Origin of the sequence: Flavobacterium alvei (genome assembly GCF_002920895.1) — a bacterium.
Taxonomy (GTDB): Bacteria; Bacteroidota; Bacteroidia; order Flavobacteriales; family Flavobacteriaceae; genus Flavobacterium; species Flavobacterium alvei.
Window position 1 is genome coordinate 253174 of the sequence record NZ_PQVG01000001.1, and the last position, 14292, is coordinate 267465.

The following is a 14292-nucleotide window of genomic DNA, read 5'->3' on the forward strand; positions in this document are numbered from 1 at the left end:
GGTTAGTTTGTTATTAGTATCCTGTTCTTTGTTTGTAAACTCCTGAACTTGCGTCAATTTCTATTTGTGGTATTGGCAAATATTGTTCGTGAGCTTGTAATGAAGCACTTTGCAAATAAGTACGACGTGTTTTTTCCACTTGAATATAGTTGTTGACATACGATTCGGCTATGCCCCATCTTACTAGGTCATAAAAACCGTGACCTTCATTGGCCAATTCCAATCTTCTTTCCATTCTAAGGGCTTTTCTTGCCGCATCTTGCGACAAACTCAACGGATAGAGATTAATTAAATAATTGGCTGCATTTTGAGATGGATTATTGAAATCTTTCACATAAGGTGAATTTTTAGCCCTATTTCTAATTTCGTTAATCAAGGCAACACCTCCAGAAACATTGGTTCCTGATTCAATCAAGGCTTCAGCTTTCCACAACAACAAATCGCTGTATTTGATAATTGGAAAATCTAAATTACCCAATGCCCAAGGGAAGCCCGTTGGATTGGAAGCCAAACCGTTTGAATTGGGAGAAATCACATTTTTCTTAACCAGGAAAGAACCATACGTTGCTGGATCTCTATTCCAGTCTGGTTGTTGTGGTCTTCCAGCCCAATCTTTCCAAGTAATTCCATTTCTTCCAATTTCGTGATCTAATCTTGGATCAACTAAGTCCGTTGCCGTTAGATTGGCATTATTGTAAGAGTCAAAAAGAGGAAGTCCGTCCGAACCAACTTTGAATGCGTTTACCAAATTTTGAGAAGGTTTGTCAAAATCATCTCCATTCAAATAAGGATTTTTAGTATCATCTCCAGGGCTATCAGGAGCATTTAATAAGTTTCCAAAATTGAGGTTTCCATACTGTGAACCGTCATTTATGGAATATTGAACCGCAAAAATGTTTTCACGATTTCCATAACCCGGAATGGAATATAATTTTTCAAGATCGGCTACTAACCCATATTTACCAGAATTAATAACATAATCAGCACTTACAATAGCGTCAGACCATTTTTTCTGAAAGACCTGAGCTTTACATAAGTAGGCATAAGCCACCACTTTATTTACTCTTCCTAATTCTGTTTGAGTATCTGGCAAAAGAGCAATTGCATCGTTCAAATCGCCTTCTACTTTAGACCACATAAAGCTAGTATCAAAAGAATTGGGTATTTTATTAATCTCCGCAATTGGAGTGTTTTCATCATACCAAACGAAAGATCCAAAATTTTTAATGGCCTCGAAATAAAAATGAGCTCTCAAAACTTTTAATTCTCCAATTCTTGCTTTCTTATTTGGAAATTTTGCTTCGTCAATAATACTGATAGTTCTTAAAGCCGAATCCACTCTTTTTATTCCGAAATAAATCGCTCTCCAAACATTGTAGGCATTTTCGCTTGACGGAAATAAATCTTGCGTTTCCAATTGGTGCATTCCACCCCCAGGATTATCACCGGTTCCACCGCCACCTTTGTAAGCATCACCACAACGAATGTCAGATGTTGCCCAATTGGACGGAGCGTGGTCAAAAGGCCATAAATCCCTAAAATCACCCGTGTTATAACGATAATCAAGAGCGCTATAAGCTGCAATTACCAATTGTTCGGGGTCAATATTGTCGGCTGATAAAACATAATTTTCCTTAACCTCTAAATCGCTGTCATTCACACAAGAAAGCAATTGGATGCTTATCAATAGTGTAAATACTATTTTAAATTTTGTTTTCATTGTTACTGTTTTAAAAATTTGCATTAATTCCAAAAGTCATCGATTTTGTGTGCGGAATTCCATAACCTGCCACACCAATTCCACCGGCACTCAAACCGGAAACTTCATAGTCGAAACCTGTAAAGGAAGTCAGGGAGAACAAATTTTGTCCCACTAGATACAATCTCAGTTTATTCATTCCGAATCTTTTAGAAAAGTCTTTATCGAAATTATATCCTACTGTTATGGTTTTCAATCGGATGTAAGAACCGTCTTCCACATAATAACTGGATGGTTGCAATTCGTTATTGCTATTTAAAGTCGATAAGGCAGGAATGTTGGAATTTGCCTTGCTTGGTGTCCAAGCATCCAAAGTATTGGTGTTGTGATTAAAACTGAAATAATCAAAATCACCTATGGCACGTTGAGCATTGTACAAATCATTTCCTTGTTTTCCGTCAAAAAATAAGGTCAAATCAAACCCCTTGTAAGATGAATTTAAGTTAATTCCATAGATAAAATCAGGATGTGGATTACCTATGATTGTTCGGTCAAATTGGTCAATTTTCCCATCCAGATTAACATCTCTAAATCTAATTCTACCCAAGCCTTTACCCGGTTGCTCTGCATGAACGGCCACTTCTTCGGGAGTCCTGAAAATACCATCGGCAATTAATCCGTAGAAAGAAGCGATTGGCGATCCTTTTTTGGTTATTGAAACTCCATTAAGTAAAAAATTGGAATCGGTGTCTAAACTTTCCACGTTATTATCATACATAGAGTAATTGAAATCAATTCCGTATTTAAAATCTTTGGCGGGATTGCTTTTGTAACTCAACACCGCTTCAAAACCTTTGTTGCTAACAGAACCTGCATTAATTAAAGGAGGTTGGCTTTCTCCGTTAATGGACATTGCAATAGGTCTAAGAATTAAATCATTGGTGGTTTTGATGTAGAAATCAGATTGCAATGAGATTCTTTCGTTCAAAAATCCGATGTCGAATCCAACGTTGTATTGCTCCGTGGATTCCCATTTTAGATCTGGATTGGCTTGACGAGATTGCAAAACCCCACCCGAAGTTCCGATACCTGTTCCGCTGATGTTGTAATCCGAAAATTCCACCACATTGCCAACAGTGTTATCTACAAAACTGGATAAATAAGCATAATCAGCAATTTGATCGTTTCCATTTACTCCCCAAGAAGCTCTTAATTTTAGATTGGAAACAGATTTATTATCGGTTAAGAATTTTTCGTTTTTAGCATTCCAAGCCAAGGAAGTCGATGGGAAAATACCGTATTTGTTATTTTCTCCAAAACGGGACGAACCATCTCTTCTCACGGTACCAGACAGAATATAGCGATCGTCAAAAATATATTTAACAGACCCAAATTGTGAAATTTTGAAGGTTTCTACTTTCCCTACAAGGGTTTTGTATTGTGCATTGGCATTCACCACATAACCGGCAGGATCGGTAATGTTTACGCCATTGATTTGGTTGTTGTGAAAATTTTCTTCTCTTGCCGAATTTTCAATACCTCCCAATAATGACAATCTGTGTTTTCCAAAAACTTTATCATACTTTAAAGTATTGGTAAAAATGGTGGCTAAATAATCGTTGTCCACATCGTCGGTTGTAATGTTTTGAAATACGGATGGTATTGTGCCTTGTGCGGAAAAAGCTTCTGTAGCCGTGTTAAATCTGTAGTTTCCTTTGTCAAAATTCAAAGTCGAATTGAATACCAATCCTTCCATAATTTTAAAATCTAAATAGGCATTCCCCAAAAATCTTTGATTCTTTTGTTCGTTATTTCTATTGCTCCATAAATTGGCAACCGAGTTAGGTTTGTCTTGCATTCCACCCGTAATGATGGTCGCATAATCGCCAAGATTGGAATATACAGGAAGCATTGGATTTTGAAGAATGGCGTTTTCAAATTCGTTGGCTTTTACCTCATTAAATTGGGAGTACAAGAAATTCTCTCCAATGGTTAATCTTTGTTTGAAGAATTTATAAGAAGCATTTATTCTCGCATTGAATCGGTCATAGCTGGTGTATCGTTGCACACCATTGTCTTCCGAATAGCTCAATTGGGTGTATAAACTCAGGTTTTCGGTTCCTTTGCGGTAGCCAAAATCGGTGTTGTTGGAAACCGTTTGGTTTGTAATTTCATTCACCCAATTGGTATCGGACGCTGTTTGCAAACCATTGGAATCTAAATATTGGGGAATGGTAAAACCAGAACCATTATTTATCAAAACCGGATGCGTTGGAGTGGCAATCCCGGCACCCAGTTGTGCTTGGTATTCCACGTCAGCCCATTGTTGCGAATTCAACAAGCTAATTTTGTCTCTTAACTGGTTAACAATTACTTCGGATTTAAAACTGAATTCGGAAACTCCTTTTTTACCTTTTTTGGTGGTCACCACAATTACTCCATTTGCAGCAGAAGTTCCATAAATTGCTGCCGAAGCTCCATCTTTCAAAACCTGGATCGATTCGATTTCTTCGGGATTCAAGGAAGAGGAACTGGTAGTTTGCACTCCGTCGATTACCCACAAAGGTGCCGAGCCGCTGGTTACGGTAGTTAATCCTCGAATGATGATTTGGGAATCATTCCCTCCGGGAGTACCACCAGAATTGATTTGCAAACCCGCCACTCTACCTTGTAAATTACTCAAAATATTAGGGCTGGTTTCCTGGGCAATATCGGCCATTTTCACCACCGAAATAGCGCCTGCAATGTCTGATTTCTTTTCTTTGGTGTAGCCTACAACTACTACTTCTGAAAGACTGTTTGCACTAGATTGTAATTTTATACTATAAGTAGTTTTTGAAGAAACTTTTATTTTAGCATCTTGATATCCTAAATAAGATACAATCAAATTTGCACCTTCTTCTACTGAAATCTTAAATTTACCATCGATATCTGTAGAGGTTCCATTTTTTGAACCTTCTACAATAATATTAGCACCTGGCAAGGGCTGACCATCATCTGCCAAGACAGAACCGTTCACTTGTCTTTGTTGCCCGGAAGCAATAAACACTAAGAAAAACAAACATATTGTCACTATGTTTTTCTTGTTTTTAAAATACTTGATTTTCATATTTTTTATTGTTTAGTTGTTTGGTTATAAATTTGAATTGTTTGGTTGTTTGGTTAGGTTGTTTTACATTGATTATTTAATTTTTAGTTGGTTTATGGTTATGTTTTTTAATTCAAAATCAGAATCTGCTTTTACTACAGAAAAAGATTCCATTGGTTTATCGGGAAAAAAGATTTCTGTCATAACCGTTTTTCCATTGTCATAAAAAACTTCTATCGAGGTTTTGTCAATAACCACCCTCACTTCAATCGAATTAAAATTGGAAGTAATGGGTGCTTTTGAAATTGTTTTGGCAAATTCATTGGAAAATGTTTTTTGACTTGCATTTTTTCTGTTGATGTAAAAAAACTTTTCCTTTTTATTGATTCCAAAATAAACGGCATTGTTTTCTTTGTTGGAAAGGATAAAATCATAGTTGTCATCCTTTAAATTATTCATTGTGAAACGAATGTCAAATCTTGCCATATCTACTTTTGATTTGTCAACAATTACAGTAGTTTTATCAATGGTAAGCGGCTCTTTTTTGATTGTTTTCGAAATGTATTTATCCAATTCTTTTACCGGAAGCGAAACAATTCGATAATGTCCATCGGTGTTTATCAGCTTCAATTCTCGTGGAATGGTTGTGCTGCCTCGCCAATTTTCGGTAGGAACTTTATCCGCATATTGCCAATTGGACATCCAACCCATAAACAATTTTCGACCATCGGAATTTGGGACATTAGCCCAAGTAACTCCTGCATAATTGTCCTTGCCGTGATCCACCCACAAAGCGCCAAATTGGTTTAAATCTTGAAGGAATGAATCCCCAATTGAAAAAGTTTTCCCGTCAAAATCACCCACAAAATATTGAGTTGCCGATCCTCCATTTGGCCCACCGGGATTAATGCTTTGCAACAAAACCCATTTTGTTTCGGTAGAGCCTTCGACTTTCATCGGGAAAAAATCGGGACATTCCCAAGGAGCGCCGTGAACTCCCAGATTTTTGCCAAAACCAGAAGCCAATTCCCAATCGATTAAATTGGAAGAACGATAGATTTGAGTTTCCACATCAGCTGCCAAAACCATTATCCATTGGTTGTGAATGGCATCCCAAGTCATTTTGGGGTCTCTAAAATCTTTGATATTTGGATTTTTGATGACTGGATTATTCTTATATTTTGTCCAAGTCATTCCTTTGTCCAATGAATAAGCAATGGCTTGCGATTGAAAATCGATGGCTCCCGTTTTTGCTTTTGCAGCATCGTGATAGGTAAACATTGCCACGATTGGCGGATTTTCTTTGTTTCCAAATCCAGAGGTATTGTTGACATCAACAACGGCACTTCCTGAAAAAATATAGCCCTTTTCATCTGGATAAAGTCCTGGTTTTTCTTCTTTCCAAGTTATCATATCTTTGCTCGTGGCGTGTCCCCAATGCATTGGTCCCCAAACATTATCATTGGGGTAATACTGAAAATACAAATGATACAAACCTTTATAGAAAAACATTCCGTTGGGATCGTTCATCCATCCGCTTTTGGGCGTAAAATGAAGGTTGGGTCTGTATAATTCTTCATTGGTCGCTACTTTTTCAGTAGTAGATTTAGTTGAACTACAGCCATTCATTGCAACCAATATCAGGATGGCAACTATTGCTTTGAAAGCTTCTATTTTTGAAATATTCTTCATAATTCTTATTTATTGGTTAATCCTTTACTTACGTCTTCCAAAGAAATTCCTTTGGTTTCCGGCATCATAAAGAGTACAAACAGCAATTGAAAAACCATCATAAAGGCAAAAAAGGAAAATACGTTGCCAACACCAAAACTGGTGAAAAGAATAGGTACCATCGAAGGGATGATGGCTGCCAAGACCCAATGAACAGAACTACCAAAAGACTGTCCAGAAGCTCTCAAATGATTCGGGAATATTTCGGAAATAAATACCCAAATAACAGCTCCTTGTCCGATAGCGTGAGAGGCAATAAAAAGGAATAAAAATCCAGGTACTGCCAGTCCTGTCCAGTTTAGATAAAATGAAGTGGCCACCATCGAAAGGGAGAAAATATAGCCAATGGAACCAAATAGCATCAATTTGCGTCTCCCCAATCTATCGATAAGATAGACGCCAATTAGGGTAAAAATTAAATTAATGAAACCTATTCCGATGCTACTCAACAAGGCCGTTTTCGCACCCAATCCAGCTTCTTCAAAAATTCTGGGAGCATAATATAAAAATGCATTAATTCCAGATAATTGATTGAATGCCGCAATCAAGAAAACCAAGATTAATTGAAAACGGTATTTTTTCATAAAAATATTTTCGTTCAAAGGAGTGCTGTCACTGTTATTGCTTAAATCGTCCAAAATACTTTGAACATCTTCTTTGGAACCAATTTTTTCAAAAATAAGTTTTGCCTCTTCAATTCTAAGCATCGAATACAACCATCTTGGACTTTCAGGAATGCTAAATCCCATAAACGTATAAATCAAGGAAGGGAAAACCTGAACTCCAAGCATCCATCGCCAAGCGTTTACACCGACATCACTAAGAAGATAATTGGACAAAAAGGCGACAAGAATCCCCAACACGATATTAAATTGATACAATCCCACCAAACGTCCTCTATCTTTGGCTGGTGCAATTTCAGAAATATAGGCCGGTGCCGCAATGGTTGAAGCTCCAATGCCCAAACCTCCTAGAAATCTAAAAAAAGCAAATACAAATGGATCGTTTGAAAGTGCCGAACCTGCAGCCGAAATAGAAAACAAAATACCTATAATAAGTAATGTCTTTTTTCTACCTAATGTATTCGTTGGAATTCCTCCAAAAATAGCACCTATTACCGTACCCCAAAGTGCCATTGCCATTACTACAGAACCGTGAAAAACATCGCTTGAATTCCATAGCAATTGAAGCGTTTTGTCTGCACCCGAAATCACTACCGTATCGAAGCCAAATAGAAATCCTGCAAACGAAGCAATGACTGACCATCTCAAAATTTTATTATTCATCATTTTGTGTTTTAATTATATCCAAATGTATTGTTAAACAGCAGTACAACGTTTTCGTAATGTATCCATTAACTTCAAATTTGTTACATATAGTTCAAATAATTGATTTTTAGCTAATTACAAACTAATTATTAGTGTAATGATATAGTATTGTTACATAAAGTTATGGTTTTGAAACAATAAATAAATTAAAAAACAGGTTTTAAATAATTTAAATCACTTGAAAATGGAGATACTGTTTTTTTATTGCTAAAAAGTTGTCATTATAACAATGGTTTGCTTCCAAAAACATTTTATTTAGTTGGGAAATAATGATGATTTCACTTCAAAAGTTGGATAAAAAAGGTTTTAACTAAAGTCTAATTGATAAATAGGGTCCTAATTGAGTTTTGTGAAAGAAAAAAACATTTTAACCATTAATAAAATTAAGAGAATTAAGATTTATAGCGTTCATAATCTTCTTCATTGTATGAAAATTTGTTCTTTTATTTCTACTTTATTGGTGTAAAGAAAAAACATTAAAACATTAAGAAAATCCAGTAGAAGCCAAAAAAAGATTGTATAATGATATTCAACAATACCATTATACAATCTATTAATAAGGAGAGAGAGATACTTTATCAGATACTATTCCACAATTATTTTGGCATCAAACAATTCGTTTTTCAACAAACCTTTGATGACATAAACACCACGGATGGCTTGACTTCCATTGTCCATTATACCATCCCAATGAACGATTGAATTATCGGCATCGAGCAATTTATCAATCTTTTTCACTGGAAAACCTGTTATGTCAAAGATATATCCATAAACAGGAGTTGATTCAGCAATATTACTAAATTTAATGTTGAAATTGACACTTGACGGATTCGGATAAACAAGGGGATGAATAATTACTTCAGTTTTTTTTTCGCTAAGTTTTGCGACAGAAGCTGTTCCGCCACCTTGAATGTTGTAAATTTTCAAATCGGTTGCTGTTGCCGAGCCGCCTTGGGCATACAAATCAATCAAGTTATTGGCAGTCGAAGGAAAAGAGCGGGTTGCAAAAGCCAATTCTTCATTGACAAAAACTTCGATTACCGAAGCATCGACAAAAATTCTCCAATTGATGTTTCCAGCAGGCAACACATAATTGGTAGATTGATTCGACAGTGGAACACCTGTTAATATGGAAGATTTACTTCTATCCACAACAAAACTACTGGTGGCAAAATCATAGTAAATTAAGGTTTGTTCGCCTGTAGCCGTGTTTTTATTTAGGGAAAAACCAACTTTTGAAGTCGTTCCTGGATTAATGGTCGCCACGATTTCATATTGAGATCCCGTGGAGTTATTCAAAACATTTGAGCTGTTTTGATCAAAAACTACATTGGTAAAATTTTTCGAAGTTCCTCTAAGACTCAATAAATTGGGATGAGGCACTTGTTTTATTTTGCCATTGACCAATGTCCAAACCCTAGGCAAACTAAATGTGTGCGCCCAGCCTTGCTCTTTGTGTTTTGCAGAAGTAACGCCGTCCGGTATAATTCCTATGGCGGTCAAATTTCCGTTGGCATCAGGATGAATGGAAGGGGATAATAATTGATTGATTACATCCAATCGTTCCGGAACGGGATTGTCCCTGACGAATTGCGCCCCATTAAAATTCCCTGTCCAATACAAGGCATTGGCATTGGGAAGTTTGTTGATTAGTACAATTGATTTGGAACCAAAATTATAATAAATGGGCATTTCCCAAAAATCGCCAGTGCCATCTACCGAAGGATTTCCTTCCAACATTGTGCCTTGTGGAGACCAGTTTTTAAAATCGGATGAAGTCGATTTGTACAAATACAATCCTCCTCTTGAGCTACCACTTCTTAAACCTGTTCCCACCATCATATACCATTCTGAATTGTGTTGAAACACGAATGGATCTCTAAAATCGGCATTGGCAGAAGTTGTTGGCGCGTTGGGAATTATGGCAGTCGGATTTTTTGTCCAAGTATCATAAGGTGCGGTGGAAGTTGCTAGTCCAATGGCCGCTTTCGATTTATTGACACCAGTATAAAAAATATAGGGTTGACCACCGCTAATAATGGCGTGTCCCGACCAAATTCCCACTTCGTCAAATCCGGGTTGAGGCCATAAAACTTGTGCTTTTTCCTCCCAGTTGATCAAATCACTGCTCACATAATGCCCCCAATTGATGTGTTCCAAATAAGGCCCATTCAAATTTCTTTGACTAAATATATGGTATTTGTTGTCGATATAAAGTAATCCGTGGGATTCATTGGTCCAGCCAGCCGATGGCAGCAAATGGTATTTTGGACGATGAATATCATTGGCAAATCGGGCAGTCGGGATTTTCAAATCGGGGTTTGAAGGCGTGTATTTCGTATATTGGGCAAGTATTTCGTTGGCGGTCAATTCTTTATTCCAAAGGGCAACTTGGTCGATGGCACCGGTTAATCCATTGGTGTCGAATCCGGCAATTGTTTTGGATTTGGATTCTTTTCCGATATAAATCGTGGCATTGTTATCCCATAATAGTGTACCAGCATCAAACGTGGTGCTTTTAATTTGAACGCCATTCAAATACAAGGAAGCCGAACCGTTTGAAGCATTGATGTTTAAGGCAATAAAACTCCACTTTTTTAAGGCGACTTCTTGGTCTGATACTATTTGAATTACATTGGTTCCCACTTTAAATTGTCCGATAACTCTTCCGTGATGATTGATTCCCAAGGCAACGCCCGAACTGTTGGACGTGTTGACATTGGAAAAAATGGCTGCGTTCGTGTTTTCGGTAATTGGGTCCAAATCTTTTCTTTGAACAGGAAAAGCAGAAGGCGCAATCCAGCCGGAGACGCACACTTTTGCCGTAGGATAAGTGGTGCTCGCATTTCCAGTGGCCCAGCCATAAAAACCATTCACTCGAAGCGCATTGCCTTCGACACCCCCAATTCGTTCAGCAGATCCTGAAGAACCATTGATGGAAAAACTCGCATTGGTCTTGGTTTCCGACACTGATTGTCCGGAGGTTTCGTTAAAATTAAACGACAAAAGTTCAGTAGCCACATTGGATGGTGGAATCGGGTTTGGAGTCGGGCTTGGGTCATTTTGTGATTTGCATCCCAAAAGAACAAGTCCCGACAGGATAATTGTATTCAGCTTTTTCATTTCTTTCTAATTTTAGATAAAATTACCAGAAAGTCAACCGGAACAAGTTAGGTAATGTTACAGTTAACCGATTTATTCATAAAAAAAAGCTAACTCCAATTAATACAAGGCTTTAAAGAGGATTAAAAACAAAGAAACCATTAAAAAAAACACTAAAAATGGTGTTATGTATAAAAATGTTACATCGTTATAGTACCAATTAATTGTTCCTAAAGTCTTTTGGAGGAACTCCATACTTGGTTTTGAAAGAAGTCGAAAAATAATTAGGAGACGTAAATCCGCAAGAATACGCTATTTCTGAAATGTTCATCGTAGTCGTCGTCAGCAAGTCTTTTGCTTTCTCTAATCTAAAATTATTGATGTAGTCCCCTACTCCAATTCCCAAAACCGCTTTTACTTTTCGATAAAGTTGCACTCGCGAAATATTTAATTTACTGGCCAATTCTTCAACAGAAAATGTGGAGTCATCCAGGTTCTTTTCCAAAATCGAATTAATCTTGGACAGAAACTCTTTTTCAATCAAACTCAAACCATCCGTTTCAATTTTATCTACATTGTTGGTGTAATAATAACGTAACTTTTCTCTATTGAACAGTAATCCTTTGATAGCCTGCTTCAAGACTTTGAGATTAAAAGGTTTGGTCAAAAACAAATCGGCTCCCGCTTCCAGTGACTTGATATAGGTTTTGTTATCGTCCATCGCAGTCAAAATAATCACGGGAATATGGGATGTGATCATATTGGTTTTCAAGGCTTCGCAAATTTCAAAACCATTCTTTTCTGGCAAATTCAAATCGCAAACCACGATATCCGGCATTACCTCCAAGGCAGCTTCAATCGCTTTGGTACCATTGCATCTTATGACGGTATAGTCTGTTTTTAACTTCGAAAAAATAAAATCCAGCAAATCAGGATTATCTTCAATAATCAATATCGTTTGCTTGTTTTCGGTAATAAGCGATTCGGCACTTTGTATCAGTTCCGTTTCTAAATATTCATACCCATTTTCGCTGTCCGAAATATAACCGCTTTCATTTAGGATGTTGTTTTTATCTAAATGTGCTTCTCCCAATTTTAGATAAATCGAAAATTCGGCACCGTTTTTAGACTTTACTTCCAATATTCCTTCGTGCAAATCGACAAAGTTTTTGGATAAATTCAACCCAATTCCCGAACCGTTTCGATAGTTGTTTGAACCTTGAAAAAAGGGACTGAAAATTTGATTGATTTCATTTTCGGGAATACCAATTCCTGAATCTTTAAAGTTGATTTTTACCAGTCCTTTTTCTAATTCTTGCGTTATTTTAATTTCAATTCTGCCGCCGTCAGGAGTGAATTTAAAGCAATTGGACAAGAGATTGTAATACACCTTGTCCATTAAATTGGCATCAAAATAAACTTCCAAATCTTCGTTGTCGGTGTCGATGGTGTAGTTAATTTTTCTTTTTTTGGCCTCTCTTTTAAATTCCTTGAACATATTGACGGAAAATTTCCAGAGATTGTTTTTGGACAGTTTTAGCGTGAATTTTTTGTCCTCGACCTTCCTGAAATCCAACAATTGATTAATCAATCGAAGCAATCGCAACGAATTGTTGTACATTATGTCCAAATCTTTTTTTACGGAATGACTTTTGTTTTTAAATTCATCGTGCAAAGATTCTACCGAACTCAATATCAATGTCAAAGGAGTTTTAAACTCGTGCGATATTCCCGTGAAAAAATTGATTTTGGATTCATTGCTTTCTTCCAGTTTCTCGACAAATTTTTCAATTTCGTTTCGTTGTTGGATAATTTTAGAATTGGTTTCCTCCAATAACTTCTTTTTCTTTTTGATGGAAACCACGGAGTAAATACTGAAAAGCCCCAAGCAGAAAATAATCACTAACAGAAAAGTTAGTAATTTGATTAAATTATACAAGGTCAAGTATTTTTTTTCTTGTTCTTTAATCGCTTTTTGCTGCAATTCGATATTGGATTGTTGAATGGTAATTCGATCAAACTGATTGCTCATTATATCGGCATTCAAGGAGTCGATCAAAATGGTGTTTAGGGTATTATTCTTGGCAACCATTTCTTTGTTTGCCAACTTTATTGCCAACTTAATGGCTTCGCTTCCACCTGTTGGATACAAAATGGTCGCCGTAAGTTTACCATCTTTAACAGCTTGAATTCCGCCATTTGGATCATTCAATCCGTCAATTCCAATGAATTTTATGCTTTTTTCCCTTCCTTTTTGTTTGGCTACATCCCAGGCTTGAAGCGCAATAATGTCGTTGAAAGCAAAAACGTAATCTAATTTTGGCATACTATCCAAAACCTTGCTCAATTTAGTATTTAGCGATGCCAAATCCGGGGCAGAAATACTTATCTTTTTTATGTTTGGATATTGGTAAACAATTTGTTTGAATCCCAAACTTCGCTCCACACTTGGCGAAATAGCCGTCGTAGCTTTTATTTCAAGAATAGTGGCGCGAGCCTTGGACATAGAAACAATATATTTTCCAGCAATATGGCCTACTTCAACATTGTCGGCCCCTAAAAAGGAAGTGTAATTTGAGGTATTCACTTTCCGATCGACTATAATTACAGGAATTCCTTTTTTGCCTGCTTTTTCGATTACGGGTACAATGGAATCGGAACCGTAGGGAGCCACAATCAGTACATCGACGTGGTTTTCGATCAATTTTTCAATATCTTGAATCTGCTTTTTGGTACTGCCGTTGGCATTGTAAATGGTTAAGTCAATTTCTGGATGCAGCGAGGCTTCGACCGTCATTGTGTTATCCATAGATTTTCTCCAACTATCGTCCTCAGAGATACTTTGTGAAAATCCAATAGAAATGGTCTTTTCATTCTTTGTGTTTTGATTACAAGAACATAATAAAAGCAAATAACAAATTGGAATGATAAAACTAAGTTTTCTTAGCATTGAGTTTATTATTAAAATAGTTGATTAAAATAACATCAAAAAAATATAAGATATTATTTATTATTGAAACGAAGCCTTATTTAAAAAGACAATTGATTATTTTGAGAACGAATTTAATTAATTCAATAAAACAATGTAAATATATAGAAAAGCAATTTACAGTAAAAATATTCAATCTATAAAAGTATGTTCCATCAATTTGGACAACTAAATTAATTTGATTTTTTTGTGTTCAAAATCATTATTTTCGAGCAATAAAAAACACAAGGACTTACGTTTTTCGCAAGTCCTTGTGTTTTTTATTAGAAATAAGTACTCAATCGTTAGTATTTAATTCTTTTTATTTGTGTTGTCATCTGCAAATGAGAATTCTTTCTAACAATTTATTTAATTT

At 36.3% G+C, this 14292-nt stretch carries 6 protein-coding genes; all 6 read right to left on the minus strand.

All coding sequences use genetic code 11. The features are described from left to right. Positions 1-13: 13 nt before the first annotated feature. Positions 14-1720, minus strand: coding sequence for a RagB/SusD family nutrient uptake outer membrane protein (locus C3L50_RS01155; protein WP_165783946.1), 1707 nt, complete (start codon positions 1718-1720; stop codon positions 14-16). A gap of 10 nt (positions 1721-1730) precedes the next feature. After that, entirely contained in the window at positions 1731-4808 is a 3078-nt protein-coding gene (locus C3L50_RS01160; protein WP_103804180.1) for a SusC/RagA family TonB-linked outer membrane protein, read from the minus strand. Between the two features lie 72 nt (positions 4809-4880). After that, the gene (locus C3L50_RS01165) at positions 4881-6479 is read right to left on the minus strand and encodes a glycoside hydrolase family 32 protein (protein WP_103804182.1); all 1599 of its coding nucleotides are present in this window, start codon (positions 6477-6479) and stop codon (positions 4881-4883) included. Between the two features lie 5 nt (positions 6480-6484). Beyond that, positions 6485-7804 (minus strand): sugar porter family MFS transporter, encoded by a 1320-nt coding sequence (locus C3L50_RS01170; protein ID WP_103804660.1) that lies wholly within the window; start codon positions 7802-7804, stop codon positions 6485-6487. Positions 7805-8431: 627 nt separating this feature from the next. Next, on the minus strand, positions 8432-10969 hold the full coding sequence (locus C3L50_RS01175; RefSeq protein ID WP_103804183.1) for a GH32 C-terminal domain-containing protein: 2538 nt from the start codon (positions 10967-10969) through the stop codon (positions 8432-8434). Positions 10970-11168: 199 nt separating this feature from the next. Next, positions 11169-13898 (minus strand): substrate-binding domain-containing protein, encoded by a 2730-nt coding sequence (locus tag C3L50_RS01180; protein ID WP_103804185.1) that lies wholly within the window; start codon positions 13896-13898, stop codon positions 11169-11171. Positions 13899-14292 lie beyond the last annotated feature (394 nt).